Genomic DNA, 25,628 nt, shown 5'->3' with positions numbered 1-25,628 from the left:
CTTAGATCGGGCGTGCAGAGGTCGGTTCGGTCAGCATCGCGGCATTATTCCTCGTAAGACGAAATAGCCGCTCCCCCTTCGCCGGCACGTCGTCGACGCCACCGTTGCTCCAGGGGTTGCACCGCAGCAGGCGCCAGGCCGCGAGGCCGGAGCCCACGACGGCGCCGTGCACCTGCACGGCCTCGAGCGCGAAGTGCGAGCACGTCGGATGGTACTTGCAGCGCGGTCCGGTCAGCGGCGAGACGGTCCGCTGGTATCCGCGGATGGCGGCCGAGACCCCGCGCGCGGCGACGCTCATCGGGTCGCCTTCGCGACGGCCTGGCGCAGCGCGCCGTCGACGTCGCTCTCGAGCTCGGCGAAGCTCGCGGTGGCGGCGGCCGGAAGGGCGCGGATCACGACGGACGTGCCCTCGGGCAGCCCGTCGAGGCGCGTCGCCGTGATCGCGCGCAGCCGTCGCTTGACGCGATTGCGGGTCACGGCACCTCCTACCGCCTTAGAAACAGCGAAACCGGCCATGCGTCGAGCATCGCCGGTTAGCGCCACGTGCACCACGATGGTGCGCCGACCGCTGCGGACCCCCGATCGCATCGCGGACCGGAAGTCCGCGGACGATCGCAGGCGCGCGTCGGCCGGCAGCAACCTCAGGCCGACAGGTTGCCGCGGCCCTTGCGACGGCGCGAGGCCAGGATCGAGCGGCCGGCACGCGTGCGCATGCGCAGACGGAAGCCGTGCGTCTTGGCACGCTTGCGGTTGTTCGGCTGGAAAGTCCGCTTGCTCACGGGTCACTCCACAGGTTTCAGGGCATGGTCAAATCAGCGCACTAACGTTACGCGTAACCCACGAGAAGGGTCAAATCGCGGCCCGGTCTTGGGGCGTGCGACCCGAACAGGATAGGCTCCACCATCACGGCCGGACACCAGGTGACCGACACGCGGCGACGCGGTAACGAACAGATGTCCGGCCATGCACCGACTGTGAGAAACGCTGTGGAAACTACTTGGGGGTGACGGCCAGTGGCGGCAGAGCCTGCCTCGGAGTCGATCGACGCAGTGTGGCGAGGAGCCCTCGACGTCCTGGCTGACGACGGTGCGCTGAGCGCGCAGAACCGCTCGTTCCTCCGGCTCGTGAAGCCGCTGGCGGTCGTGGAGGACAACGTCTTCCTCGCCGTGGCCGAGGACTTCACCAAGAACTACGTCGAGACCACCCTGCGCGGCTCGGTCACGGAGGCGCTCAGCGAGGTGCTCGGGCGGGACGTGCGCATCGCCGTCACCGTGGACGCCTCGGTCTCCCCTCCCGAGCCGAGCGAGGACCAGGGCGAGGAAGCGCCGCGCCCGCAGGTCCGCCGGCCGCAGCCGGAGCCGAAGCCTGTGGTCGAGGACCCGCATCTCAACCCGCGGTACACGTTCGACACGTTCGTCATCGGCCCCTCCAACCGCTTCGCGCACGCCGCCGCCCTCGCGGTGGCCGAGTCGCCCGGCAAAACCTACAACCCGCTGTTCATCTACGGCGGATCCGGCCTGGGCAAGACGCACTTGCTGCACGCGATCGGGCACTACACCCGGCACCTCAAGCCGCAGACCCGCGTCCGCTACGTGAACTCCGAGGAGTTCACCAACGACTTCATCAACTCGATCCGCGACGACCGCTCGCTCAGCTTCAAGCGCACGTATCGCGAGGTCGACGTCCTCCTCATCGACGACATCCAGTTCCTGCAGGGCAAGGAGCAGACGCTCGAGGAGTTCTTCCACACCTTCAACGCCCTGCACAACGCCGGCAAGCACGTGGTCATCACCTCGGACGTCAGCCCGCGCAACCTCGACGGCATCGAGGAGCGCATGCGCACCCGCTTCGAGTGGGGACTCATGACCGACGTCCAGCCGCCGGACCTCGAGACCCGCATCGCGATCCTGCGGAAGAAGGCGGCCGCGGACGCGGTGCAGGCCCCGTCGGACGTGCTCGAGTACATCGCCTCGAACATCACGAGCAACATCCGCGAGCTCGAGGGCGCGCTCATCCGCGTCACGGCGTTCGCGGCGCTCAACCGTCAGCCGGTCGACCTCTCCCTCGCGCAGGTGGTCCTCAAGGACCTCATCTCGGACGACGACTCGGAGATCACCGCCGCCGCGATCATCGGCAAGACGGCCGAGTACTTCGGCATCTCGCTCGAGGACCTCACCGGCACGAGCCGCTCGCGCGTGTTCGTCACCGCCCGCCAGATCGCCATGTACCTGTGCCGTCAGCTCACCGACCTGTCGCTGCCCAAGATCGGCGAGCACTTCGGCGGCAAGGACCACACCACGGTCATGTACGCGGTCAAGAAGGTCGAGGACCAGATCGCGCAGCGGCGTCAGATGTACAACCAGGTCAACGAGATCCACGCCCGCATCAAGCAGTCGCGCGCCTGAGGGCCTCCTGACGAACGATTCCGGCCCTTCCCGGGTCGACGATCGCCCTCGCGCGCCCGAACGGGCCGAATCGTTCTCCCAGAGCGGTCGTGGCGCGTCGGGACGATGCGCGGGTCGCCGGATCCTGCCGGGCGCCTCGCGCACGGTCCGCCGCCTCGACGGCTCCTGACGACGGATTCCGGGGCTCCTGCCGCAGCGAACGCCGTCGGTGCTCCACCGGGGCCGGAATCGTTCTCCCAGCGCCATCCTCATGGCAGGCGCGCGACGCATGCCGGCCGATGAAGCGGCCGCTCCCGGAGACGATGGACCGGCGGGACCTCCGACGCATGCGCGACAATCCGCCAGCGCCGTCCTGAGCCGTCCTGACGACCGTTTCCGGGCCTCCGCCCCGGCTGCAGGGTCTGCGGGCGCAGAGAGGCCCGATTCGTTCGTCAGGAACGATCGTGGCCGTCCCGCCCGGGACGATGCCGTCGCCGGCCTCCATACGCCCTCCAGCGGCCCGCAGGACGGCCGGGCGTCCCAGGGCCTCCTGACGAACGATTCGGGGCCGTCACGGCGGCCGGCACGCGCCCGAGCTCCGCGGGGGCCGATTCGTTCTCCAGGAAGGGTCCTGCTGCCGGGTCGGCCACCGCCGTCGCCCGCCGAACGCGAGCACGGCACGTCACGGGGACGGCGACGGCGACGGCGACGGACAGCGGTCGGATCCGCTCCCGCGCGCTCCCGCAGACGGTCGCACCACGGACCCGTCAGGACGACTCCTGACGAACGATTCCGGCCCGTCACGCAGGATGACGCTCCGCGACCACCGCGGCGACGGCGCCGGGGCCCGCACGGGGGCCCGATTCGTTCGCCACGCGCCCTCCTCCTGGAGCCCGGCTCGAGGCGAACGGCACGCCCCGGGACCCCCGCATCGTCCCGGCCCTCGCGCGCGACACGCCCGCCAACCGTCCTCATGGCCCTTCTGAGGCCCTCGGAGCCCCGTTCGCTCACAATTGTGGAAAAGTCTGTGGACGCCCGTGGATGACGTGCTCCGTCCACAGGGGACGGTCTGTGAAGAACTACAAGGCTCCTGTGGTCGTTCGACAGCCCATCCCCGGCCCCACAGCGTGATCCCCAGGATCCACCCCCAGGGATCACACATCCCGATTCCTGTGATTTCCAGCGAGAACGTCGAGCATCCACAGAATCCACGGGCCCTAATACGACTACGAGCCCCTCTCTCATCCTTTGTCCACATGACCTTCATCAAAGTCCGCGCCCCGCGGCCCGTCCGCCGCCCGGAGGTGCCTACCGGCAACGTCCGACCCGTGGCATAGTCTGTGCTCAAACCTGAGGAGCAAGCATGAAGTTCACCGTCGAGCGCGACGTCCTGGCGGACGCCGTCGCATGGACGTCGCGCGCCGTGCCGGCGCGCCCCCCGGTTCCCGTCCTCGCGGGAGTGCGCATCACCGCGGACTCCGAGGGACTCGTGCGGCTCGCGAGCTTCGACTACGAGGTCTCGGCCCGTGGCGAGTTCCCCGCGGACGTCGAGGAGCCCGGCGAGGTCCTGGTGAGCGGCCGTCTCCTCCGCGAGATCGCGAACGCGCTCCCGCACAAGCCCGTGCACCTCTCGCTCGAGGGCACCAAGGTCTCCGTCACGTGCGGCGCCTCGCGCTTCACGCTCGCGACGATGCCCGTCGACCAGTACCCGTCGCTGCCCGAGCTGCCCGAGCACTCCGGCACCATCGACGGCGCCGCGCTGCAGCAGGCCGTCGCCCAGGTGACCTCCGCGGCGTCGCGCGACGAGACCCTCCCGATCCTCACCGGCGTCCGCGTCGAGATCGAGGGCTCGCACATCTCGCTTCTCGCCACCGACCGCTACCGCCTCGCGCTCCGCGAGCTCGAGTGGACCCCCTCGAAGCCCGACATCAGCGCGATCGCGCTCGTTCGCGCCAAGACGCTCGCGGACACGGCGAAGTCCCTGGGTTCCGGCGAGGTCACCGTCGCGCTCAGCTCGGGCCAGGGCATGGACCTCATCGGCTTCGAGGCTGGTGGCCTCGTCACCACGTCCCTCCTCATGGACGGCGACTACCCGCAGGTGCGCCGCCTGTTCCCGGACTCGAGCCCGATCACGGCGACGGTGCGCACCCAGGACCTCATCGACGCGACCCGTCGCGTCGCGCTCGTCGCCGAGCGCAACTCCTCCGTCCGCCTCGCGTTCGCGGAGGGCGAGGTCACGCTCGACGCCGGCCAGTCCGACGACGCGCAGGCGTCGGAGGCGCTCACCGCGCACCTCCACGGCGAGGCGATCACCGTCGCGTTCAACCCGCAGTACCTGCTCGACGGCCTGACCGCGCTCGGGACGGACTTCGTGCAGCTCGGCTTCACGCAGGAGACCAAGCCGGTCGAGTTCGTCGGCCTGTCGGAGCCGGGCGGTGACGTCGCGTCGGACTTCCGCTACCTGCTGGTGCCCATCCGCATCGCCTCGTAGTGCGCGTCACCCACGTCCAGCTCGCCGACTTCCGCTCGTACCCCGAGGCAGACGTCGAGCTCGGACCGGGCGTCACCACGTTCGTCGGCCGCAACGGCCAGGGCAAGACCAACCTCGTCGAGGCGGTCAGGTACCTGTCGGTGCTGGGCTCGCATCGCGTCGCCAGCGACGGCCCGCTCATCCGCTTCGGCGCCGAGCGCGCGATCGTGCGGGCGAAGGTCGAGAAGGACGGTCGGTCGCTCGGTCTCGAGGTCACGCTGAACCAGGGCCGCGCGAACACCGCGCGGCTCAACCGCGGCGCGGCACGGCCGCGCGACCTCATCGGGATCCTGCGGACCGTGCTGTTCGCGCCCGAGGATCTGGCGCTCGTCAAGGGCGACCCCTCCGGTCGCCGCGCCTTCCTCGATGAGCTGTGCGTCGCGCTGCAGCCCGCGCTCGCCGGCGACCTGTCGGACTACGAGCGCGTGCTGCGCCAGCGCACGTCGATGCTCAAGACCGCGAGGAACGCGCGCGGCGACCTCACGATGCTCGACATCTGGGACGAGAAGCTCGCGGAGCTGGGCGGACGCATCGTCGCCGCCCGTCTGCGCGCTGTCGCCTCGCTCGCGCCGCACGTGTGGGCGGCCTACCAGGACGTCGCGCCGGACGGCGGCGACTGCGCCATCACCTACGCGACGTCCCTGGCAGATCAGCTTCCCGAGGGTGCGGCGGAGATCGGCGCGTTGCTCCTCGAGCGGCTGCGCGAGGTCCGTCCCAAGGAGCTCGATCGCGGGGTGACGCTCGCCGGCCCGCACCGCGACGACCTCGAGATCCGGCTCGCGGGCATGCCCGCGAAGGGCTACGCGAGCCACGGCGAGTCCTGGTCGTGCGCCCTCGCGCTGCGCATCGGCACCTACGACCTGCTCACGTCGGACACCGGGCCCGACTCGGACGACGACGGCGAGCCGGTGCTCATCCTCGACGACGTCTTCGCGGAGCTGGACTCCGGGCGTCGCGCCGCGCTGGCCGCGCGGCTCGAGCGGGCCAGCCAGGTTCTCATCACCGCCGCGGTCGCGGAGGATGTACCCGAGGCCCTCGCGGGCCGGGTCATCCCCGTGACGAAGGGACGGGTGGGCGATGAGTGACGAGCGGCCGGACGATGCGCAGGCGACGCCGGCCGAGAACGTCGCCGCTGGTAGCACCGGCGATGCGGACGATCCGTTGGTGCCCGGTGACGCGGCGCGGCTCGCGCGCGAGGCCATGGAGCGCGCGAGGCAGGCCGCGCGTCAGCGCGGCGCCCGGCGCACGAGCGCGAAGCGCGGCCGCGTCCAGCGCGAGGACGCGCGCCGGTCGACCGTCCCCTACACGAACGGCCGGGACCCCCAGCCGATGAGCGACGCCGTCGCGTCGCTGCTGCGGCGCATGGGATGGACCGAGCAGATCGAGGTGTCCTCGGTGACGGGCCGGTGGCGCGAGGTCATCGGCGACCGCATCGCCGACCACTGCGAGCCGCTCGGCTTCGACGAGGGCGTGCTCACCGTCAAGGCGACCTCGACGGCCTGGGCGACGCAGCTCCAGATGATGTCCGGGCAGATCCGCCACCGCATCAACGAGGAGTTCGGCCGCGAGATCGTCAAGGAGCTCAAGGTCCTCGGACCCACCGCGCGGTCGTGGACCAAGGGGCCGCGCACGGTGAAGGGCAGAGGACCGCGCGACACCTACGGGTGACCCCAATTCCCAAATGTGAGCAACAGCACACCTTGTGGGTGGCATCAGTGTCGGAGGCCTCCGTAGAGTGGACACACATCCATTGGCGAGGCTGGGGGGCCGCGCGCGGTTGCCAATCGTGTTCAAACCTTCTCCACTCGTCGCGGGCACAGTCGCCCTACACGTGCATCGCTGATGGCTACGCCACATGCGTCGTTGACGCGAGCTGAGGAGAAGAAGAATGAGTGAGCAGCTTGCTCCCGAAGTGCCTGCACAGCCGCAGGCGCCTGCCAAGAAGGGACTCGCCGTCACGGCGCTGGTCCTGGGAATCGTCGCGATCGTCGGTTCGTGGATCCCGATCCTGAACATCATGTCGATCCTTATCGCGATCGTCGGCCTCGTGTTTGGCGTGATCGCCATCGTCAAGTCGCTGAAGGCAACCGCGGGCGGCAAGGTCATGGCGATCGTCGGCACGGCGCTTGCCGCCCTGGCGATCGTGCTCGCGCTCGTTGTCAACGCGGCGACGGTGGCTGCGGTTGACGATGCGCTCGATGAGGTCGGAAGCGAGGTCGTTGCGGAAGAGGCCGCGGATGAGGTCGTTGCGGAAGAGGCCGCGGATGATGTCATTGCCGATGAGAGCTCGGATGACTCGGCCGCGGATGACTCGGCCGCGGACGACACGACGTCCACGATCGAGAACGGTGACCACTTGGTGGGCGTCGACCTTGAGCCTGGCCAGTACCGTGCCGGCGTCGAGCAGGGTCTCTTCGAGGTCTGCATGATCACCCAGGAGGACGAGAACGGCGACATCATGGATGTCGCGACCGCCACCTCGGGCAACGTCATCCTGACGATCAAGGACGTCAAGGGGTCTGTCGCGAGCTTCGACGGTTGCGAGAACATCCAGTCGACGAACGATGTGCCGGGCGAGGCCGTGTCCGAGATCAGCAACGGCTACTACCTTGTCGGCGCGGAGATCACGGCGGGCAAGTACCAGGGTGTTGTCGACGAGGATGCGATCATCCCGGTTGGCCTGATTACGCAGTACAAGAAGGACAACTCGATCGTCGACGTCAACACGGGCGATTCGGGCAAGGTCATCTTCACCGTCAAGGACATCGAGGGCTCCGTCGTCAACTTCAGCGGTCTGAAGGACATCTCCAAGATCAACTGACAATCCAAGTGCACGACGGGCCGCGAACCTTGGGGTTCGCGGCCCGTCTATGTGTACCCGTCGGACGTCGCCGCGACGCCCGACGCCCTCCCGGACGCGCGCATCGTCCCGCCGCCGCGCCGATACGGACAATCCGTGACAAAACCGTGACCATCGTCGCGGCACTAAGTGCCATATATCCGGTATCGTCGATGCGGCGTCGGGGCCGGAGGCGAGCTGGGGGCGCCTCCGGGGCCCGCGCCGGAACCCGCCGCAGAGCCGCTCACGGGACGCGATGACGCTCAACCCCGTTTCTGCGGACCGTCGACATGGGCTGAACGGCCTGTGAAACGCGCCAGATCGCCCCTCAGAGCCACTAGAATGGGCCGAGATAGGACGGGACTTGTGCAAAGTCCCGTCAGCGGCTTGAAAGGCGAATCTGTGGCGAATAGCGAGGAGCGGGCGAACGAGCCCGCCTACGGCGCCGAGAACATCACCGTCCTGGAGGGCCTCGAGGCCGTCCGCAAGCGCCCGGGCATGTACATCGGGTCGACGGGTGAGCGGGGTCTCCACCACCTGGTCTACGAGGTCGTCGACAACTCCGTCGACGAGGCGCTCGCCGGTTACTGCGACACCATCACGGTGACGCTGCAGGCGGACGGCGGCGTCAAGGTGCAGGACAACGGTCGAGGCATCCCGGTCGACATGCACCCCACCGAGGGCAAGCCCACGGTCGAGGTCGTCATGACGATCCTGCACGCGGGCGGCAAGTTCGGCGGCGGCGGCTACGCGGTCTCCGGCGGCCTCCACGGCGTCGGCATCTCGGTCGTCAACGCGCTCTCCTACAAGGTCGAGACCGAGGTCAAGCGCCAGGGCTTCGTGTGGCGCCAGCGCTTCGCCGAGGGTGGCAAGCCGCAGGGCACGCTCGTCAAGGGCGAGGCCACCGAGGAGACCGGCACGCAGCAGACGTTCTACGCGGACCCGCTGATCTTCGAGACCACCGACTACGACTACGAGACGCTCCGCGCGCGCTTCCAGCAGATGGCCTTCCTCAACAAGGGCCTGTCCATCACGCTGGTCGACGAGCGCCCCGAGCACATCGCGGCGGAGGACGATGCGGAGGCCGAGGAGCAGCCGACGTCGCGCACGGTGACGTACAAGTACGACGGCGGCCTCGTCGACTACGTCGCCCACCTCAACGCCACCAAGAAGGCCGAGCTGGTCCACCCCGAGGTCGTGTCCCTCGAGTCCGAGGACACCGAGAAGAAGATCTCCCTCGAGATGGCCATGCAGTGGACCAACGCCTACTCGGAGTCCGTGTTCACCTACGCGAACACGATCTCGACCACCGAGGGCGGCACCCACGAGGAGGGCTTCCGCGCCGCGCTCACCACCCTGGTGAACAAGTACGCGCGCGAGAAGGCGATCCTCAAGGACAAGGACGACAACCTCACGGGCGACGACGTCCGCGAGGGCCTCACCGCGGTCATCTCCGTCAAGCTCGGCGAGCCGCAGTTCGAGGGCCAGACCAAGACCAAGCTGGGCAACACCGAGGCGAAGACCTTCGTGCAGCGCGTCGTGAACGAGCAGCTCACCGACTGGTTCGACGCGCACCCCAACGAGGCGAAGGACATCATCCGCAAGGCGATCCAGGCCTCGCAGGCCCGCATCGCCGCCCGCAAGGCGCGCGAGGCGACCCGCCGCAAGGGCCTGCTCGAGTCCGGCGGCATGCCCGGCAAGCTGTCGGACTGCCAGAGCCGCAACCCCTCCGAGTGCGAGATCTTCATCGTCGAGGGCGACTCGGCCGGCGGCTCCGCCAAGGCCGGCCGCGAGCCCTACAACCAGGCGATCATGCCGATCCGCGGCAAGATCCTCAACGTCGAGCGCGTGCGCCTCGACCGCGCGCTGTCGAACCAGGAGGTCCAGGGCCTCATCACCGCGTTCGGCGCGGGCATGGGCGAGGACTTCGACATCTCGAAGGCGCGCTATCACAAGATCGTGCTGATGGCCGATGCCGACGTCGACGGCCAGCACATCCGCACGCTGCTGCTCACGCTGCTGTTCCGCTACATGCGCCCCCTCATCGAGGCGGGCTACGTGTACCTCGCGCAGCCGCCGCTGTTCAAGCTCAAGTGGACGAACGCGGACCACGAGTACGTGTACTCGGACCGCGAGCGTGACGCGCTCCTCAAGGACGGTCTTGCCAACGGCAAGAAGATCCCCAAGGACAACGGCGTGCAGCGCTACAAGGGTCTGGGCGAGATGAACCACGAGGAGCTCCGCGTCACGACGATGGACCCCGCCACCCGCACCCTGCTCCAGGTCACCATGGACGATGCCGCGCAGGCCGACGAGATCTTCTCGGTCCTCATGGGCGAGGACGTCGAGTCCCGCCGCAGCTTCATCCAGCGCAACGCGAAGGACGTGAGGTTCCTTGACATCTGAGACCCCCGAGATGGATCACGGACGGATCGAGGCGGTCGACCTCAACACCGAGATGCAGCGGTCCTACCTGGACTACGCCATGTCGGTCATCGTCGGCCGTGCCCTCCCCGAGGTGCGCGACGGCCTCAAGCCCGTGCATCGTCGCGTGCTCTACGCGATGTTCGACGGCGGCTACCGCCCCGACCGCGCGTTCTCCAAGTGCTCGCGCGTCGTCGGCGACGTCATGGGCAAGTACCACCCGCACGGCGACAGCGCGATCTACGACACGATCGTCCGCATGGTGCAGCCGTGGTCGCTGCGCTACCCGCTGATCTCCGGCCAGGGCAACTTCGGCTCCGCCGGCAACGACGGCGCCGCGGCCTCGCGGTACACCGAGTGCAAGATGGCGCCGCTGGCCATGGAGATGGTCCGCGACATCGACAAGGACACCGTCGAGTTCGAGGACAACTACGACGGCCGCGAGCAGGAGCCCACGATCCTGCCGTCGCGCTTCCCCAACCTCCTGGTCAACGGCTCCGCGGGCATCGCGGTCGGCATGGCGACCAACATCCCGCCGCACAACCTCACCGAGGTCGCGGCCGGCGTGCAGTGGCACCTCGACCACCCGGACGCGAGCCGCGAGGAGCTGCTCGAGGCGCTCATCGAGCGCATCCCGGGCCCCGACTTCCCCACCGGCGCGACCATCCTGGGACGCAAGGGCATCGAGGACGCGTACCGCACGGGCCGCGGCCTCATCACGATGCGCGCGGTGGTGAACATCGAGGAGATCCAGGGCCGCATGTGCCTGGTGATCACCGAGCTGCCCTACCAGGTCAACCCCGACAACCTCGCGATCAAGATCGCGGAGCTCGTCAAGGACGGCAAGGTCTCCGGAATCGCAGACATCCGCGACCAGACGTCGGGCCGCACCGGCCAGCGCCTCGAGATCGTGCTCAAGCGCGACGCGGTCGCGAAGGTCGTGCTCAACAACCTGTACAAGCACACGCAGCTGCAGGAGACGTTCGGCGCGAACATGCTCGCGATCGTCGACGGCGTGCCCCGCACGCTCTCGCTCGACGGCTTCATCCGCCACTGGACGGCCCACCAGCTCGAGGTCATCCAGCGCCGCACCGCCTACCGCCTGCGCGAGGCCGAGCGCGAGGCCCACATCCTGCAGGGCTACCTCAAGGCGCTCGACGCGCTCGACGAGGTCATCGCCCTCATCCGCCGCTCGCCCACCGTGGACGAGGCCCGCACGGGCCTCATGGCGTTGCTCGACGTCGACGAGGTCCAGGCGACCGCGATCCTCAACCTCCAGCTGCGCCGCCTCGCGGCCCTGGAGCGCCAGAAGATCACGGACGACTACAACGCGCTCATGACCGAGATCGCGGACCTCAAGGACATCCTCGCGAACGAGGCGCGCCAGCGCACGATCATCTCCGACGAGCTCGCCGAGATCGTCCGCAAGTACGGCGACGACCGCCGCACGGTCATCCACCCGTACGACGGCGACGTGTCGATCGAGGACCTCATCGCCGAGGAGGAGATGGTCGTCACCATCACCCGCGGCGGCTACGTCAAGCGCACCCGCTCGGACCAGTACCGCGCCCAGAAGCGCGGCGGCAAGGGCGTCCGCGGCGCGACCCTGCGCAACGACGACGTGGTCGAGCACTTCTTCGTCACAACGACGCACCACTGGCTGCTGTTCTTCACGAACCTCGGCCGCGTGTACCGCGCCAAGGCCTACGAGCTGCCCGAGGGCGGCCGCGACTCCAAGGGCCAGCACGTCGCGAACATGCTCGCGTTCCAGCCGGGCGAGGAGATCGCCCAGGTGCTCGACCTGCGCAGCTACGAGGACGCGGACTACCTGGTCCTCGCGACCAAGCGCGGCCTCGTGAAGAAGACCGAGCTCAAGGCCTACGACTCCAACCGCACCGGCGGCCTCATCGCGATCAACCTGCGCGAGGTCGAGTCCGAGGACGGCGAGCTCAAGTCGGACGAGCTGGTCTCCGCGCGCCTCGTGTCCGCGGAGGACGACCTCATGCTGGTGTCGCGCCTGGGCCAGTCGCTCCGCTTCAACGCCAAGGACGAGGAGCTGCGTCCCATGGGCCGCGCGACCTCCGGCGTCAAGGGCATGAGCTTCCGCGGCGACGACGAGCTCCTCGCGATGGACGTGATCCTGGCCGGCACCGCCGTCGCGGGCGACGAGGCGGAGCTCGAGACGGACGACGAGGAGGCCCCCCTGGTCTCCGACGGTCCGTTCTCGTTCGTCGTCACGCGCCACGGCTACGCCAAGCGCACGAGCGCGTCGGCGTGGAACCCCAAGCACCGCGGCGGCCTGGGCGTGAAGGTCGCGACCCTCACCGAGGAGCGCGGCGACCTCGTGGGCGCGATGCTCGTCGAGGACACCGACGAGGTGCTCGTCATCATGGAGTCCGGCAAGGTCGTGCGCTCCGCGGTGTCCGAGGTGCCCGTCAAGGGCAAGAACTCGATGGGCGTGATCTTCGCCAAGCCCGCCAAGGGCGACCGCATCATCGGCATCGCCCGCAACGTCGAGCGCAACCTCGAGGCCGAGGAGGAGGCCGAGGCCGCCGAGGCCGAGGCGGACGCGGCGGAGACGGTCGAGGCCGCTCCCGAGGCCGAGGCTCCGGAGGCTCCCGCCGCGGAGTGATCCGATGACGTCCGAACGGGCCGGTCGCGCATGCGGCCGGCCCGTTCCGCGTCCTCGCGGGTATCCGCCGCCTATCCTCGGGTGATGGGCACGATGCGGTGGGCTCCGGACATCCTCACGGGCTACGAGGCCGCGGACCTGGGCGCTCCGTCCGCGGCACCGGCGGCGGGGCCCGACGGCGCGCTCGCCCGCACGCTCGTGCGACGGATCGCTGTCCCCGAGTCGCCGCGCGCCGTGGCGTTGATCGTCCACGGCTACAACGACTACTTCTTCGCCGCGCACCTCGCGGACGCGCTGACCGGGTCCGGCTGCGCGGCCTACGCGGTCGACATGCGCCGAGCCGGCCGCTCGCTCCGGCCCGGCAACCAGCCGCACCACATCGCCGACATCGACGAGCTGGGCGACGACATCGCCGACGCCGCGGCGGCGGCCCGCGACGATGCGGCGGCGCGCGGGCTCGGCGAGCTGCCGCTGATCGTCCATGCGCACTCGACGGGCGCCCTCGCGGCGCACGTCTGGGCGGGCGACCGCCCCCACCCCGCCCTTGCCGGCCTGGTCCTCGACGGACCCTTCTACGGGCTCGCGCTGCCGGCGTCGCGGCGTGCTTTGCTGGCCTCGATGCCCGCGGTCGCACGCGTCCTTCCCCGGCTGGTCGTCGATCCGGCTCGCTCGCCGTACACGGCCGGGCTCCTCGCCCGGGGCTGGACGTTCGACACCGCATGGAAGGACCCCGCGGGCGTCGGCGCGACCGCCGGATGGCTGGCCGCGACGAGCGCCGCGCAGAGGCGCGCCGCCCGGGGGCTGCCGATCGGCGTCCCGGTGCTCGTCGCATCGTCCGACTCGTCGGGCCCGGACCGCCCGGACAACCCCCGTCTGGGGAGCCAGGACACGGTGGTGGAGGTGACGGCGATCGAGCCCGTGGTCGCCGGACTCGGGATGCGGGCGAGGCGCCTGGTGGTCGCCGGGGCCGTGCACGACCTCGCCCTCAGCGCCCAGGTCCCTCGGGCCCGCTACCTCGCGGCGGTCGAGAGCTTCATCGACTCCGTGCTGCGCACGGATCGGAGCGAGGCACCTGCTGTCTGACCGTCGGGGCGCGGGCGGGCGGGATCGAGCCGCCGACGCCCGCGCGCGGCACAGAAACCGCTGGTAGCGTGCGAATCGGGGGTGATCATGGGCGCAGGGTTCGTGCTGACGGGGCTGCTGCTGGTGATCACCCTGGCGGCGGCAGCGGTCCTGCGTTGGGAGTCGCGCCCCGGTCACGCCATCGGGCTCGCCGTCTCCGCGGTCGCGATGGTCGGCGCGATCGGCCTGGGCAGCATCGTCGACCTGCGCGCCGCGGTCGCGGCCGAGCCCGACGCGCTGCCCTCGATCTCCACCCTGGTGGCGGAGGAGCCCGCCGAGGAGGCCACCGTGACGGCCACCCTCGAGGTGTCGTGGCTCGACGTCGAGGGAGACGAGATCCACGCCGCGATCCCGTGGCCGGCGGATGCCGGCGGGGTCACGGTCCGAGAGGGCGTGCCCACGGCCGTCGACGTCGACATGGCCGAGCTCGACCTGCTCTACTCGCGGCTGGGCCTGCTGGCGAGCGACGGCCGGACGTACCTGGTGCAGACCCGCGCGGGATGGCCGGCACGGGTCGAGCTGGACGGCGGCTACGTCACCGTCAGCTTCAGCTGACCGGCGCGGGTCCGGACGCGGCGACGCCGCACCGCCCGAGGGGACGATGCGGCGTGCCGGCGCGAGAGCGGCGGATCAGATGAACAGCGTGGTGCCGGACTCGTTGGCCTCGCCCAGGAAGGTCGCGACGCCGGCGAGCTCGACGCCGTCGAGCAGGTCGGACTCCGACATGCCGAGCAGGTCCATCGTCATGGTGCAGCCGAGCAGGCGGGCGCCGCCGTCCTGCGCGGACTTGATGAGCTCGGGGAGCGACGGCACGTCGTTCTGCTTCATGACGTTCTTGATCATCGCGGTGCCCGCGCCCATCATGTGCATCTGCGAGAGGCTGAGCTTCTCCGCGCCACGCGGCATCATGGCGCCGAACATCGTGTCCATCATCGACTTGTCGCGCTTCGGCGGGTCCGTCTTGCGCAGGGCGTTGAGGCCCCAGAAGGTGAAGAACATCGACACCTCGTCGCCCATGGCGACCGCGCCGTTGGCGATGATGAACGCCGCGAGCACCTTGTCCAGGTCGCCGCTGAAGACCACCATCGAGGTCTTGTTTCGTCCGCCGGCCGCCTTGCCCGTCTGGACCGGCTCGACGCCGCCCTTGCGGAAGGTGCCGACGAAGCCCGGGCCCTTGGGGTCGAGCGAGACGAGCGTGTGGCCGTTCTTCGCGGCCCACGCGGGGCCGTCGAGCGCGAAGCCCGGGTCGGAGACGGTCACGCGGACCTCGTCGCCCGCATCGGCCTTCTTCATGGCGTCCGAGAGGCGCATGATCGGTCCCGGGCACGCGAGGCCGGTGCAGTCGAGCTCGGTCAGCTGGCCGGTCGCGGCGGCGACGGCCGAGGCGACCGAGACCTTCTCCGCGTAGTTCTCCATCGGGGGCTGCGCGGAGTACTGGTCGGCGGGGTTGTCGTGCACGTGGCCGTACGTGGTCGAGCCGCCGGAGAGCGTCGCGACGTCGGTGAAGCCGTTCTGCACGAGGATGCGGTGCGCGAGGTACGAGCGGAAGCCCACCGCGCAGTACAGGCGGATCGGCTGGTCCTTGTCGGTCCAGCCCTTGATCGCCTCGCGGAACGTGGCGAGCGGCACCGACTCGGCGCCCGGCAGGTGGTGGATGCCGTACTCCTCGGGCGTGCGGACGTCGACGAGGCGGGCGCCGTCGGGGACCGGCCACTCCTCCGCGTACCAGAGGGTGAAGTCGCCGCGGATGGTGTTGGCCGCGACGAAGCCGGCCATGTTGACGGGGTCCTTCGCGGAGCCGAACGGCGGGGCGTACGCGAGCTCCTGCTCCTCGAGGTCGAAGACCGTGAGGCCCGCGCGGACCGCCATCGCGAACACGTCGAGGCGCTTGTCGACACCGTCGAAGCCGCAGGCCTGCGCGCCGAGGACCTTGCCGTCGGTGGGCGAGAACAGCAGCTTGATGTGCATCATCGCGGTGCCCGGGTAGTACCCGGCGTGGCCCGAGGGGTGCACGTGCACCACGCGGTAGTCGACGCCCGCGGCGTCGAGCTGGCGCTTGGTGGCGCCGGTGCCGCCCGCGACCATGTCGAAGACCTTGACGATGCTGGTGCCCTGCGTGCTCTTGTACTCGGTGTCGCGGCCGCAGATGTTCTCGGCGGCGACGCGCGCCTGGCGGTTCGCCGGGCCGGCGAGCGGCGCGAGGTACTGGCCGGGGAGGACGGGGTGCGGCGTCTCGACGGCGTCGCCCGCGGCGTAGACGTCCGGGTCGGACGTCTGCATGTGGAGGTCGACCTTGATGCCGCCGCGCTCGCCGAGCTCGATGCCGGCGTCCTTGACGAGCTGCACCGCGGGCTTGACGCCGGCGGCGAGGATCACGAGGTCCGCCTTGAGGACGGTGCCCGAGTTGAGCTCGACGCTCACGCGGTCGTCGCCGTCGCTGTCCGCCAGCGCCTGGAACGCCGCGGCGCCGGTGGAGAGGTGCAGGCCGATGCCGCGCATGCGCAGGTGCTGCTCGACGGGGATCGCGATCTCGTGGTCGACCGGGGGCAGGATCTGGTCGGACAGCTCGACCACGTCGACGCGCACGCCGCGGTGGTGGAGGTTCTCCGCCATCTCGAGGCCGATGTAGCCCGCGCCCACGACGACCGCGGTGACGGTGCCGCGCTTGCCGGCCTTCTGGGCGGCGAGCGCCGCGTCGAGGCGGGCCTTGATGCGGTCCATGTCGCCGATGCGGCGGAGGACCTCGACCGCGGGGTGGTCGATGCCGGGCAGCGGCGGGCGCACCGCGTCCGCGCCCATGCACAGCGCGAGCTTGTCGTACGACTCCGTGTACTCCTTGCCGGTGTCGACCTCGCGGGCCGTGACGGTCTTCTTCTTTCGGTCGATCGAGACGATCTCCGTCGCGATGCGGACGTCGATGTTGAGGGACTCGCGCAGGCTCTCGGGCGTCTGCAGCAGCAGGCGGGAGCGCTCGGAGATCACCTCGCCGACATGGTACGGGAGGCCGCAGTTCGCGAACGAGACGTGGTGACCGCGCTCGAAGACGACGATCTCCGCGGACTCGTCGAGGCGACGCGCCCTCGCCGCGGTGGATGCTCCGGCGGCGACACCGCCGACGACGACCAGCTTCATGGTTCCCTCCTGGGGGTCTCGAACCTGCTCATGACGATATCCCCCGGGGTATGCGCACCTGGGGGTATCTGGTCCCGGTTGGCCGATGCGCCGGGCGGGGGAGCGCGGGGCGAACGGCGCACGTTGGTACGGGTGGCGGCTCCGCCGGCCCGCAGACCTGCGCATCGTGCATGGGATCCAGCGTGGCACGGGGGTCCCGGGAGCGCAGGACGTGCACACGGATGCGCGCCGCGCCGGAGCCGTGATTTGAAGAAGTCAAAAAAAGGACGTACGCTGACCGTCATGACAGAGCTCGACACGCACGGGATGCTCCGCGGAGCCGGCCTGCGCGTCACCGAGCCCCGGCGCGCGGTGATCGAGGCCCTCTCGGGCCTGCCGCACGCCTCCGCCGACGCGGTCCACGCACGGGTCTCGCAGAGCCTCCCGGACGTGTCCCTGCAGACGGTCTACAACGTCCTCCACGACCTCACCGGTCGCGGGCTCGCGCGTTCGATCGAGCCCGGCGACCATCCCGCCCGCTACGAGCTGCGGGTGGGAGACAACCACCACCACCTCGTCTGCACGCACTGCGGTGCGATCGCGGACGTGGACTGCGTGGTGGGCCAGGCCCCGTGCCTGACCCCCGACGACGACCACGGGTACGCGGTCGCCGAGGCGGAGGTCACGTTCTGGGGTCTCTGCGCCGACTGCAGACATGCGGTCGTCGCGCCGTCCCCGGCCTCTGTCCACCTCTGAACGCCGCAACCACGAAGGAGCGCTCCCATGTCGGAGAAGTTCACCACCACCAACTCCGGTGCACCCGTCGCCTCGGACCAGCACTCGCTGACCGTCGGCAACAACGGCGTCACCTCGCTCACCGACCACTACCTGGTCGAGAAGCTCGCGCAGTTCAACCGTGAGCGCGTGCCCGAGCGCGTGGTCCACGCGAAGGGCGGTGGCGCGTTCGGCACGTTCACCACCACGAACCCCGACATCGCGAAGTACACGCGCGCCGCGCTGTTCCAGGACGGCGTCCAGACCGAGATGCTCGCGCGCTTCTCCTCGGTGGCCGGCGAGCACGGCTCGCCCGACACGTGGCGCGACCCCCGCGGCTTCGCGCTGAAGTTCTACACGACCGAGGGCAACTACGACCTCGTCGGCAACAACACCCCGGTGTTCTTCATCCGTGACGGCATCAAGTTCCCCGACTTCATCCGCTCGCAGAAGCGCCTCCCCGGCTCGCACATGCGCGACAACGACATGCAGTGGGACTTCTGGACCCTGCAGCCGGAGTCGGCGCACCAGGTGACCTGGCTCATGGGCGAGCGCGGCCTCCCCCGCTCGTGGCGCGAGATGCAGGGCTACGGCTCGCACACCTACCAGTGGATCAACGCCGAGGGCGAGCGCTTCTGGGTGAAGTACCACTTCAAGAGCCAGCAGGGCGTGCACGGCCTCACAATCGAGGAGGCGGGCCAGCTCGCGGGCTCGGACGGCGACCACCACATCCGCGACCTCTACGAGCACATCGAGGCCGGCGACTTCCCGCGCTGGGACCTCTACGTGCAGATCATGCCGTACGAGGACGCGAAGACGTACCGCTTCAACCCGTTCGACCTCACCAAGGTCTGGCCGCACGGCGACTACCCGCTCATCCCGGTGGGCGTCATGGAGCTCAACAAGAACCCGGAGAACTACTTCGCGCAGATCGAGCAGGCGACCTTCGCGCCCTCGAACTTCGTCCCGGGCATCGGCGCCTCGCCGGACAAGATGCTGATGGCGCGCATCTTCTCCTACGCGGACGCGCACCGCTACCGCGTGGGCACCAACCACGCCGACCTGCCGGTCAACTCCCCGCACGCCGCCGACGCGAACGGCCACTCCTACGCCAAGGACGGCGCGATGCGCTACTCGTTCGCCTCGCCCGACGCCCCGGTGTACGCGCCCAACAGCAAGGGCGGCGCGCACGCCGATGCCGCCCGTGCCGGCGACGCGGGCAACTGGGAGTCGGACGGCGAGATGGTCCGCGCCGCCGCGACCCTGCACGCCGAGGACGACGACTTCGGCCAGGCCGGCACGATGTATCGCGAGGTCTTCGACGACGCGGGCAAGGCGCACATCCTCGAGCAGATCACCGGCCACGTCGGCGCGGTGAAGTCGGACGACATCCGCGAGCGTGCGATCCAGTACTGGACGAACGTGGACGCCGACCTCGGTGCGAAGCTCCGCGCGAACCTCTCCGGCGAGGCGCCGGTCGAGGCCGGCGAGCCCGGCACCGGCGTGGAGCCCGTCTCCGTCTAAGCAGTCCGAACGAAGGCCCGGTCCCCGTGGGGGGCCGGGCCTTCGTCGCGCCCGCCTCGACTCCCGTGCTCGACTCCCAATGACGGATGTGACGCGCGCGTGCCCGCGTGACGGATGGGACCGTCGCACGGGAAGATGCGCGCCCCACCCGTCACATGTGTCATTGGGAGTCGACGGGGCGGCATGGGGAGTCGACGGGGCGGCATGGGGAGTCGACGGGGCGGCATGGGGAGTCGACGGGGCGGCATGGGGAGTCGACGGGGCGGCAGGTACCATGGCCGCGGCCGATGCCGGCCTCCCCTCCCCTCCGACGTGCGCGTCCGCGCGCGCTCACGCCTGTCTTGGACGGAGTCCCCCATGCCCACCGCCGACCGCACCGCGACCGGAGTCCCCGAGGCGACCGGCTGGCGCTCGCTGCGCCGCTACGCGTCGCCGCGCCTGCTGCGCACCGAGCTCGTCTCGGGCCTCATGGTGGCCCTCGCGCTCATCCCCGAGGCCATCTCGTTCTCGATCATCGCGGGCGTCGACCCGCGCGTGGGCCTGTTCGCCTCGTTCACGATGGCGGTGTCGATCGCGTTCCTCGGTGGCCGCCCCGCGATGATCTCCGCCGCGACCGCGGCCGTGGCACTCGTGGTCGCGCCCCTCGCGCGCGACTACGGGCTCGACTACCTCATCGTCGCCGTCGTGCTCGGCGGCCTCATCCAGGTGGTGCTCGGCCTGCTCGGCATCGCGAAGCTCATGCGCTTCATCCCGCGCTCGGTGATGGTCGGCTTCGTGAACTCGCTCGCGATCCTCATCTTCATGGCGCAGCTGCCGCACCTCGTCGACGTGCCGTGGATCGTCTACGTGCTGGTGGCGGCGGGGCTCGCGATCATCGCCCTCCTCCCGCGCCTCACCACCGTCGTGCCGGCGCCGCTCGTCGCGATCGTGCTGCTCACCATCGTCACGGTCTCCGCCGCGATCGCGGTCCCGACGGTCGGCGACGAGGGCGCGCTGCCCGAGGGCCTGCCCGGCCTCTTCATCCCCGACGTTCCGGTGAGCCTCGAGACGCTGCGAATCGTCTTCCCGTACGCGCTCGGCCTCGCGCTCGTGGGCCTCCTCGAGTCGCTCATGACCGCGAAGCTCGTCGACGACATCACGGACACCCACTCCGACAAGACCCGCGAGGCGTGGGGCCAGGGCGCCGCGAACGTCGTCACCGGCCTCTTCGGCGGCATGGGCGGCTGCGCGATGATCGGCCAGACGATGATCAACGTGAAGGCGGGCGGCGCGCGCACGCGCCTGTCGACCCTCTCGGCCGGCATCTTCCTGCTCATCCTCGTGCTCGCGCTGGGCGACGTGGTCGCGATGATCCCCATGGCCGCGCTCGTCGCGGTCATGATCTACGTGTCGTGGGCCACGTTCGACTGGCACTCGATCCGCCTCTCGACGCTGCGCCGCATGCCGCGCTCGGAGACCTCCGTCATGCTCGTCACGGTCGGCGTCGTGGTCGCCACTCACAACCTCGCGTACGGCGTCGTCGCGGGCGTGCTGCTGGCCTCGGTGCTGTTCGCGCGCCGCGTGGCGCACCTCGCGGAGGTCGCGGGCGGTCCCGTCGAGGACGGCGTCCGCCGCTACACCGTCACCGGCGCGCTGTTCTTCGCCAGCTCGAACGACCTCTACAGTCAGTTCGACTACGGCAACGACCCCGAGAAGGTGGTCATCGACATGACCGACTCCCACGTGTGGGACGCCTCGACCGTCGCGGCGCTCGACGCGGTCGAGCACAAGTACGCGACGCACGGCATCGACGTGGAGATCGTCGGCCTCAACGAGGCGTCGCGCGACTTCCACGGCCGGATCAGCGGTCACCTGGGCTCCGGCCACTAGGCGGGGACGATGCGGCGGAGCGTCAGTCGGGGCGCGTCACCGCGGCCTTGACGAGGTCGCCCGCCGTCGCGTCGGGCAGGTAGGCGCGCAGGATCGCGAGCGTGAGCGCGGGCAGCTGCGCCTCGTCCGGGTACATGAGGTACAGCGGGCGGTGCTCGGGCTTGAACTTGGCCTTGAAGCGCTCGAGGCTCGTGAAGCCGTAGTACGGCTCCATCTTGTCCGCGAGGATGTCGAGCAGGCGCTCGACGGTGCCCTCGACCTCGCCCGAGTAGCTGAGCGGGGCGGCCGACAGCGAGATGAACTCGTAGCCGGCCTCCTTGAACGCGACGGCGGACTCCGCGATGAGGAACTCCATGACCCCGCTCATCACGCCGTCGTCGAGCCGGCGCTTCATGATGTCGATGGTCCAGCCGACCACGTCGCCGTCGCGGTAGACGGGCAGCCAGCTCGTCATCCCGTGGACCGTGCCGTCCTCGTCGACGGCGACGTGCATCTCCACGTTCGGGTCGTCCGCCTCGCGCAGGTCGCCGAGCGTGAAGCCCATCTCCGGCAACGACTTGTCCCCCGCCCACTGCGCGGAGATCGCCTCGAGCTGGTCCTTGATGCCGCGAGGCGCGTCGCCGAAGCGGAAGGTCCGCATCGTCACGCCCTCGCGCTTCGCGCGGTTGATGGCCGAGCGGACGTCCTGCCACGCCTTGCCCTTGAACTCGAGGTCCGGCAGCCGCACCACGGTGTCCTCGGCGACCTGGATCGCCCGCCAGCCGGCGTCCTCGAGGCGCAGCCGCGCCTCGTCGCTCACCGCGAAGTACGCGAGGCGCCAGCCGCGCGAGCGGCAGAAGTCCGCGAACTCGGCGTGCGCGGCAGGGAGGTCCGCGGTGCGGCCCACCGGATCGGACAGGACGATGGCGGTGCCGCCGACCTGCTTGAAGCCCAGCGCGGCCGTGCCCTCCTCCGACACCCAGTGGTCGATGCCGTCCCAGCGGGTCATGTAGCCGATGCTCGTCATTGCCTCGGTCTCGCGCTGGATCGCCTCGAAGCGGTCGCGCACCGCCTCGTCGGTGGTGTGGCGGCGCGACGCGAGCAGCAGCCCGACGAGGAAGATCGCGAAGGCGGTGAACCACACGACGCCGATCGCGCTCAGCAGCGTGCGGGACAGGGCGGTGGTGCCCTCGATGCCGGTGGTCCCGCCGAAGACGCGGACCGCGGCCTCGCCGATCGCCGTGCCGAGCGTGGGCTCGGGGTCGAGCTGCGAGCCGAGGGCCATGATCGCGACCACCGTGAACGTCATGAGGCCCGCGACCGTGAGCAGGCCGCGCCGCCACACCGTGCGACGGCTGGCGCGGTCCGCCTTGACCGCGAAGTGGCGCCGCCAGCCGATGAGGAGCACCAGCAGCGCCGCGTCGAGGGCCAGGTCGAGCACGATCGACGGGGTGCCCTCGCCGACGGCCACCACGAGCAGGCTCGCGAGCAGCGCGAGCACGGTCAGCACGACCACGAACCACCACGCGCCCCGCCGGCCGCGGTGGAGCGCGTATGCGAAGGCCAGCGAGATGACCGCGCTGCCGACGAGCCCGAGCGTGGTGAGGCCCGCATCGTCCGCGGTGCCGCCGAACTCGAGGATGCCGCCCTCCCCCGGCCAGATCCGCGTGAGCAGCTGGTGGAGACCGCCGAAGGCGAGGATGACCGCGGCGGTGTCGCGGACCTCCTGGGGACCGAAGCGCCAGTCGAAGGGCTCGCGGGCGCGACCGACGATCCACGGGCCGATGAGGAGGCCCGCCCAGAACGCGATCGCGTGGGTGAAGTCCCAGATCTCCGCCGCGTAGAGGATCATCGCGATGCAGTAGAGCGAGCCGACGAGCCGCACGCGTCGCCGCCACAGCAGCGGCATGCCGGCGGTGGCGGCGCCGAGCGCGCCGAAGCCGCCGTTGCTGAGCCCGACGTCGGGCACGTGGGCCAGCGTCTCCGCCCATCCCACGCCCAGGGCGCCCAGGCCGAGCAGCAGGAGCGCGGTGCCGAGCACGGCGACGATGTGCGTGCCGAGCACCGCGAGCAGCATCCGCACGGTGCCGTAGCGCAGCTCGAGGAAGCCTCCGCCGACGCAGAACGTGCCGAGGATGAGGGCGTACATCCACGGCTCCGGCGCGATCGCGGCGCCCGCGAGCAGGTTGATCCAGTGCCCGTCGGCGAACGCGTCGAGGCCCCAGCCCCAGCGGTCGACGAGGCCCGACTCCTCTGCGGGGTTCCACAGGGCGCCGGTGAGGGCGCCGACGACGAGGACGACGACGGTGACGGTGATGGTGCCGGGCAGGCGGCGGGCGAGCTCGACGGCGCGCGACATCGCGGACTGCTCCTCGGTGGCGGTCGCTTCGGAGGCCATGCAGCCACGCTAACCGCGCACGGGGCTTCGGGCGAGGTCGAATCGCGCCGCGCTGCCAGGGGGAATGACCAGCGGACGTGCCTCGGTTACCCTTGGGTAGATGCCCGCGCACCCACGCGTGGATGACTGGAACGCCATTCGCGCGTCAGACGACAGGGAGCAAGATGAACGCGGACGACCGCACCACCACGTCGACCCGCGGCCTGTACACGCCGCGACCGACCGAGCCGACCACCGGCCAGGTGCCGTCGCGACGCGCGTTCATGCCGGTCGGCGACGCCGCCGCGGACACCGCCCCCGTGAGCGCGCAGACGCCCACGCGGACCCCGGTGACGGGCCAGACGCCCACCGCATCGTCCGCCGCGCCCTCGACCGGCTCGATCCCGCAGCGCACCGCGCTGCGTCCGCAGTCGACCCCGGGCGGCATCCCCACGACCACGCAGCCGGCTCCCGAGCGCGAGGCCGCGCAGCCGCAGGCCTTCTCCCCGACGGGCGCGCCCGCCGCGGTCCCGACCACCGACGAGCCCTCGCGCCTCGACGGCGCGGTCGGCGCCGGCAGCGCCGCGCTCGGCGCGGGTGCCGCGCGGGTCAAGGGCCTCGCGGGCCGTGCGGCCGAGAGCTTCAAGGCGGGCGACGACCTCGCCGTCCCGACCAGCAAGGGCGGCCCCCGCAAGGCCCGCGTGCTGCTGTCGCGCATCGACCCGTGGTCGGTGCTCAAGCTCGGCTTCCTGCTGTCGATCGCCGCGGGCATCATGCTCGTCGTCGGCGTCTTCGTGCTGTGGAACGTGCTCAACGGCATGGGCATCTTCGCGCTCGTCAACGAGTGGGTCGTCAAGCTGTTCGCGCAGGACTCCGAGATCGACATCATGCAGTTCTTCGACCGCAACAAGGTCATGAGCGCCGCGATCCTCGTGTCCGTGGTCAACGTGGTGCTGCTGACCGCCCTGGCGACCATCGGCGCGTTCCTCTACAACGTCGTCTCGTCGGTTGTGGGCGGCGTCTACGTCACCCTGACGGACGACTGAGCGGCCCCCGTCGCCGCGATTTTGTCTCGCGGCGACGGTGCGGTATCGTTTAACGCCGCGGCGGTGAAGCCGCGAGGGGCCCATAGCTCAGGCGGTTAGAGCGCTTCGCTGATAACGAAGAGGTCGGAGGTTCAAGTCCTCCTGGGCCCACCATGGTGATTCGATGGCTGCGCATCGCGCTCATCACCTTCAGATCCACTCCCGGATTGTGGGACGATGTCCTTCTTCCCACCACGGGGCCTTGGCGCAATTGGTAGCGCACCTGCTTTGCAAGCAGGGGGTTAGGGGTTCGAGTCCCCTAGGCTCCACCACTCGATGAAGGCCCTCGCTCCGGCGGGGGCCTTCTCGCCTGTCCGGGCGGGTGCCCCGGGGCGCTGTTCCTCCGCGGCGCCCGCACGCCGGACGATGCGCGACCGCGCGGGCGGCCTACCGCCCGAGCGTCCGCACGAGCAGCCGCAGCGCCTCCGCGCGCTCCCACGCGGCCGCGGCGTCCGCCGTCATGCCCCGCTCGAGCCGCCACTGCCGCACGCCCTCGTACGAGCGGACGTGGGACATGATCGTCTGGATGGTCTGGCCGAGCGGCGTCACCGGGATGGGCGACGTCAGCAGCGCGGCCCCGCCGGTCTCGGCCCAGTCGCTCAGCACCTGCGCGCCGAGGTTGTCGTGCTCCAGGCCCGCATGGCCGTTGTCACGCGTGCAGCGCAGCACTCGGCCGCTGAGCTCGTCCACGTGCACCACCGCGCCGCACAGGACGCGCCGCTCGGGCGGCGTGAGGTCGTGGGCGGGCTGCGAGAACAGGCGGTCGAGCAGCGCGGGCCGATCGATGGCGGCGAGCTCGTCCGTGGCCTCCGGTCGGGAGCCGAAGGTGCGGCGTGCGCTCGACCGTACGGCGACGGCGGTCCCGCCGGACACCTGGCCCCGGTAGGCCTCGGGCCAGACCGTCATCGCGCCGCCTTGCGGGCGCGCCTGCCCGTGTGTCGGTCGGGCCGCTTCGGCTCGGGCATGCGCACCTCCCTG

At 70.4% G+C, this 25,628-nt stretch carries 19 protein-coding genes and 2 tRNA genes; 15 read left to right on the top strand and 6 right to left on the bottom strand.

What is annotated here, in order from left to right; genetic code table 11:
• Position 1 precedes the first annotated feature (1 nt).
• The 3 genes from yidD to rpmH are packed head-to-tail and all read right to left on the bottom strand — an operon-like array spanning position 2 to position 779.
• Positions 2-298, bottom strand: coding sequence for a membrane protein insertion efficiency factor YidD (gene yidD / locus AOM07_RS12435; RefSeq protein WP_084830300.1), 297 nt, complete (start codon positions 296-298; stop codon positions 2-4).
• On the bottom strand, positions 295-639 hold the full coding sequence (rnpA, locus tag AOM07_RS12430; RefSeq protein WP_084830299.1) for a ribonuclease P protein component: 345 nt from the start codon (positions 637-639) through the stop codon (positions 295-297). The genes yidD and rnpA overlap by 4 nt, the downstream gene beginning before the upstream one ends.
• A gap of 2 nt (positions 640-641) precedes the next feature.
• A complete protein-coding gene (gene rpmH, locus AOM07_RS12425) occupies positions 642-779 on the bottom strand; it encodes a 50S ribosomal protein L34 (RefSeq protein WP_062314279.1) in 138 nt (45 codons plus the stop codon).
• Positions 780-1,013: 234 nt separating this feature from the next.
• Between rpmH and dnaA the strand changes: the two genes are divergently transcribed.
• From dnaA to AOM07_RS12380, 9 genes are all read left to right on the top strand, one after another.
• Positions 1,014-2,405 (top strand): chromosomal replication initiator protein DnaA, encoded by a 1,392-nt coding sequence (dnaA, locus tag AOM07_RS12420; RefSeq protein ID WP_062314276.1) that lies wholly within the window; start codon positions 1,014-1,016, stop codon positions 2,403-2,405.
• A gap of 1,342 nt (positions 2,406-3,747) precedes the next feature.
• Positions 3,748-4,875: a DNA polymerase III subunit beta gene (dnaN, locus tag AOM07_RS12415; protein WP_062314275.1), complete on the top strand. Its 1,128-nt coding sequence runs from the start codon at positions 3,748-3,750 to the stop codon at positions 4,873-4,875.
• On the top strand, positions 4,875-5,999 hold the full coding sequence (recF, locus tag AOM07_RS12410; protein ID WP_062314273.1) for a DNA replication/repair protein RecF: 1,125 nt from the start codon (positions 4,875-4,877) through the stop codon (positions 5,997-5,999). Before dnaN ends, recF begins: the two co-directional genes overlap by 1 nt.
• The gene (locus AOM07_RS12405) at positions 5,992-6,582 is read left to right on the top strand and encodes a DciA family protein (protein ID WP_084830298.1); all 591 of its coding nucleotides are present in this window, start codon (positions 5,992-5,994) and stop codon (positions 6,580-6,582) included. Before recF ends, AOM07_RS12405 begins: the two co-directional genes overlap by 8 nt.
• A 220-nt stretch (positions 6,583-6,802) precedes the next feature.
• The gene (locus AOM07_RS12400) at positions 6,803-7,735 is read left to right on the top strand and encodes a DUF4190 domain-containing protein (RefSeq protein ID WP_156171932.1); all 933 of its coding nucleotides are present in this window, start codon (positions 6,803-6,805) and stop codon (positions 7,733-7,735) included.
• Positions 7,736-8,095: 360 nt separating this feature from the next.
• The gene (gyrB, locus tag AOM07_RS12395; RefSeq protein WP_082101715.1) at positions 8,096-10,159 is read left to right on the top strand and encodes a DNA topoisomerase (ATP-hydrolyzing) subunit B; all 2,064 of its coding nucleotides are present in this window, start codon (positions 8,096-8,098) and stop codon (positions 10,157-10,159) included.
• A gap of 10 nt (positions 10,160-10,169) precedes the next feature.
• A complete protein-coding gene (gene gyrA / locus AOM07_RS12390) occupies positions 10,170-12,809 on the top strand; it encodes a DNA gyrase subunit A (RefSeq protein ID WP_084830297.1) in 2,640 nt (879 codons plus the stop codon).
• An 84-nt stretch (positions 12,810-12,893) separates the two neighbouring features.
• Entirely contained in the window at positions 12,894-13,892 is a 999-nt protein-coding gene (locus tag AOM07_RS12385; protein WP_062314263.1) for a serine aminopeptidase domain-containing protein, read from the top strand.
• Between the two features lie 87 nt (positions 13,893-13,979).
• A complete protein-coding gene (locus AOM07_RS12380) occupies positions 13,980-14,486 on the top strand; it encodes a hypothetical protein (RefSeq protein WP_156171931.1) in 507 nt (168 codons plus the stop codon).
• Positions 14,487-14,561: 75 nt separating this feature from the next.
• Here the strand turns inward: AOM07_RS12380 and AOM07_RS12375 are convergent, their stop codons facing one another.
• The gene (locus tag AOM07_RS12375) at positions 14,562-17,063 is read right to left on the bottom strand and encodes an FAD-dependent oxidoreductase (RefSeq protein ID WP_062314259.1); all 2,502 of its coding nucleotides are present in this window, start codon (positions 17,061-17,063) and stop codon (positions 14,562-14,564) included.
• 282 nt (positions 17,064-17,345) lie between these two features.
• On the opposite strand from AOM07_RS12375, the gene AOM07_RS12370 reads away from it, so the two are divergent.
• From AOM07_RS12370 to AOM07_RS12360, 3 genes are all read left to right on the top strand, one after another.
• Positions 17,346-17,798 carry a Fur family transcriptional regulator gene (locus AOM07_RS12370; protein WP_062314257.1) on the top strand — a complete coding sequence of 151 codons (453 nt, stop codon included), beginning with the start codon at positions 17,346-17,348 and terminating at the stop codon, positions 17,796-17,798.
• 27 nt (positions 17,799-17,825) lie between these two features.
• The gene (locus AOM07_RS12365) at positions 17,826-19,340 is read left to right on the top strand and encodes a catalase (protein WP_062314255.1); all 1,515 of its coding nucleotides are present in this window, start codon (positions 17,826-17,828) and stop codon (positions 19,338-19,340) included.
• Positions 19,341-19,697: 357 nt separating this feature from the next.
• Entirely contained in the window at positions 19,698-21,209 is a 1,512-nt protein-coding gene (locus AOM07_RS12360; protein WP_062314249.1) for a SulP family inorganic anion transporter, read from the top strand.
• 22 nt (positions 21,210-21,231) lie between these two features.
• Here the strand turns inward: AOM07_RS12360 and AOM07_RS12355 are convergent, their stop codons facing one another.
• The gene (locus AOM07_RS12355) at positions 21,232-23,586 is read right to left on the bottom strand and encodes a bifunctional lysylphosphatidylglycerol flippase/synthetase MprF (RefSeq protein ID WP_062314247.1); all 2,355 of its coding nucleotides are present in this window, start codon (positions 23,584-23,586) and stop codon (positions 21,232-21,234) included.
• Between the two features lie 164 nt (positions 23,587-23,750).
• Here AOM07_RS12355 and AOM07_RS12350 point away from each other — a divergent pair, with 164 nt between their 5' ends.
• The 3 genes from AOM07_RS12350 to AOM07_RS12340 all read left to right on the top strand — a co-directional run bounded on the left by AOM07_RS12350 (position 23,751) and on the right by AOM07_RS12340 (position 24,922).
• Positions 23,751-24,611 (top strand): DUF3566 domain-containing protein, encoded by an 861-nt coding sequence (locus tag AOM07_RS12350; protein ID WP_062314245.1) that lies wholly within the window; start codon positions 23,751-23,753, stop codon positions 24,609-24,611.
• Between the two features lie 76 nt (positions 24,612-24,687).
• Positions 24,688-24,764: transfer RNA gene (locus tag AOM07_RS12345), tRNA-Ile, on the top strand.
• Between the two features lie 82 nt (positions 24,765-24,846).
• A tRNA-Ala gene (locus AOM07_RS12340) sits at positions 24,847-24,922 on the top strand.
• Positions 24,923-25,037: 115 nt separating this feature from the next.
• Here the strand turns inward: AOM07_RS12340 and AOM07_RS12335 are convergent.
• Positions 25,038-25,556 carry a hypothetical protein gene (locus AOM07_RS12335; RefSeq protein ID WP_062314243.1) on the bottom strand — a complete coding sequence of 173 codons (519 nt, stop codon included), beginning with the start codon at positions 25,554-25,556 and terminating at the stop codon, positions 25,038-25,040.
• Positions 25,557-25,628 lie beyond the last annotated feature (72 nt).

The organism is Demequina rhizosphaerae, assembly GCF_000971255.1.
In the GTDB taxonomy this organism is placed as follows: Bacteria; Actinomycetota; Actinomycetes; order Actinomycetales; family Demequinaceae; genus Demequina; species Demequina rhizosphaerae.
The sequence above is the reverse complement of the archived record's forward strand: the minus strand, read 5'-3'. Positions and strand labels throughout refer to the sequence as shown.

Excerpts from the sequence above, each read along its gene's own strand:
- AOM07_RS12355 (WP_062314247.1), bottom strand. The coding sequence starts at position 23,586 with ATGGCCTCCGAAGCGACCGCCACCGAGGAGCAGTCCGCGATGTCGCGC.
- AOM07_RS12385 (WP_062314263.1), top strand. The coding sequence starts at position 12,894 with ATGGGCACGATGCGGTGGGCTCCGGACATCCTCACGGGCTACGAGGCC.
- gyrA (WP_084830297.1), top strand. The coding sequence starts at position 10,170 with ATGGATCACGGACGGATCGAGGCGGTCGACCTCAACACCGAGATGCAG.
- AOM07_RS12400 (WP_156171932.1), top strand. The coding sequence starts at position 6,803 with ATGAGTGAGCAGCTTGCTCCCGAAGTGCCTGCACAGCCGCAGGCGCCT.
- AOM07_RS12350 (WP_062314245.1), top strand. The coding sequence starts at position 23,751 with ATGAACGCGGACGACCGCACCACCACGTCGACCCGCGGCCTGTACACG.
- AOM07_RS12380 (WP_156171931.1), top strand. The coding sequence starts at position 13,980 with ATGGGCGCAGGGTTCGTGCTGACGGGGCTGCTGCTGGTGATCACCCTG.
- AOM07_RS12370 (WP_062314257.1), top strand. The coding sequence starts at position 17,346 with ATGACAGAGCTCGACACGCACGGGATGCTCCGCGGAGCCGGCCTGCGC.
- gyrB (WP_082101715.1), top strand. The coding sequence starts at position 8,096 with ATGGGCCGAGATAGGACGGGACTTGTGCAAAGTCCCGTCAGCGGCTTG.
- AOM07_RS12335 (WP_062314243.1), bottom strand. The coding sequence starts at position 25,556 with ATGACGGTCTGGCCCGAGGCCTACCGGGGCCAGGTGTCCGGCGGGACC.
- AOM07_RS12360 (WP_062314249.1), top strand. The coding sequence starts at position 19,698 with ATGCCCACCGCCGACCGCACCGCGACCGGAGTCCCCGAGGCGACCGGC.
- AOM07_RS12365 (WP_062314255.1), top strand. The coding sequence starts at position 17,826 with ATGTCGGAGAAGTTCACCACCACCAACTCCGGTGCACCCGTCGCCTCG.
- AOM07_RS12405 (WP_084830298.1), top strand. The coding sequence starts at position 5,992 with ATGAGTGACGAGCGGCCGGACGATGCGCAGGCGACGCCGGCCGAGAAC.
- dnaN (WP_062314275.1), top strand. The coding sequence starts at position 3,748 with ATGAAGTTCACCGTCGAGCGCGACGTCCTGGCGGACGCCGTCGCATGG.
- AOM07_RS12375 (WP_062314259.1), bottom strand. The coding sequence starts at position 17,063 with ATGAAGCTGGTCGTCGTCGGCGGTGTCGCCGCCGGAGCATCCACCGCG.
- yidD (WP_084830300.1), bottom strand. The coding sequence starts at position 298 with ATGAGCGTCGCCGCGCGCGGGGTCTCGGCCGCCATCCGCGGATACCAG.